At 46.3% G+C, this 1,044-nt stretch carries 2 rRNA genes; both read right to left on the bottom strand.

The annotated features are described in order from the left end of the window. Positions 1-347 precede the first annotated feature (347 nt). Positions 348-465: ribosomal RNA gene (gene rrf / locus HMPREF9473_RS25830) — 5S ribosomal RNA — on the bottom strand. Between the two features lie 60 nt (positions 466-525). Next, positions 526-1,044: ribosomal RNA gene (locus tag HMPREF9473_RS25825) — 16S ribosomal RNA — on the bottom strand; the annotation flags it as partial.

The following is a 1,044-nucleotide window of genomic DNA, read 5'->3' as shown; positions in this document are numbered from 1 at the left end:
GAATCGCTTCTTATATCACCTCGGATGTCTTGAACGATTCTCATACAGTTTCCTGTACTCAAATCTTTCTAGATATATTCAATATGTGGTTTTCAAGGTACATGTTTGACTGAAGTTTATCAGTCATTAGTAAACTTGATATTTCAAATTCACTAATCACTGGTAAAAACCAGTTATATGGAACAGCACTACCCTGCTGAAGTAGGTTAACACATTTTTTTCATCTCTTTCGAGACATCACAGGCTTCGCCTTTATCTCCACCCATTAAAACGTGTCCGTTCTATATAAACACTCTGTGACATCATCCGTATTTCATAGATGTCTTCGAGTGAGTTTTACAAAGTAAATCCGGCATCCACCTGCTCTCCCATATCGTCTCCAATATAGTACCATCGGCCGCTTACGTCTTAACCATCGTGTTCGGGATGGGAACGGGTGTGTCCCATAAGCGCATCGACACCGGAATTTTTGGAACCTTATCAAAGATTCAACAGTATATAAAACCCTTACTTCTTCTTCCTTAGAAAGGAGGTGATCCAGCCGCACCTTCCGATACGGCTACCTTGTTACGACTTCACCCCAGTTATCAATCCCGCCTTCGGCAGCTCCCTCCTATAAGGTTGGGTCACTGACTTCGGGCGTTATCGACTCCCATGGTGTGACGGGCGGTGTGTACAAGACCCGGGAACGTATTCACCGCGACATTCTGATTCGCGATTACTAGCGATTCCAGCTTCATGTAGTCGAGTTGCAGACTACAATCCGAACTGAGACGTTATTTTTGGGATTTGCTTGACCTCGCGGTTTCGCTTCCCTTTGTTTACGCCATTGTAGCACGTGTGTAGCCCAAATCATAAGGGGCATGATGATTTGACGTCATCCCCACCTTCCTCCAGGTTATCCCTGGCAGTCTCCCTAGAGTTCCCATCTGACTGCTGGCTACTAAGGATAAGGGTTGCGCTCGTTGCGGGACTTAACCCAACATCTCACGACACGAGCTGACGACAACCATGCACCACCTGTCACCCCTGCCCCGAAGGGAA

It is taken from the genome of Hungatella hathewayi WAL-18680, from assembly GCF_000235505.1.
GTDB lineage: Bacteria > Bacillota > Clostridia > Lachnospirales > Lachnospiraceae > Hungatella_A > Hungatella_A hathewayi_A.
Note: the sequence above shows the minus strand (reverse complement) of the source record. Positions and strands in the feature narration are given on the sequence as shown.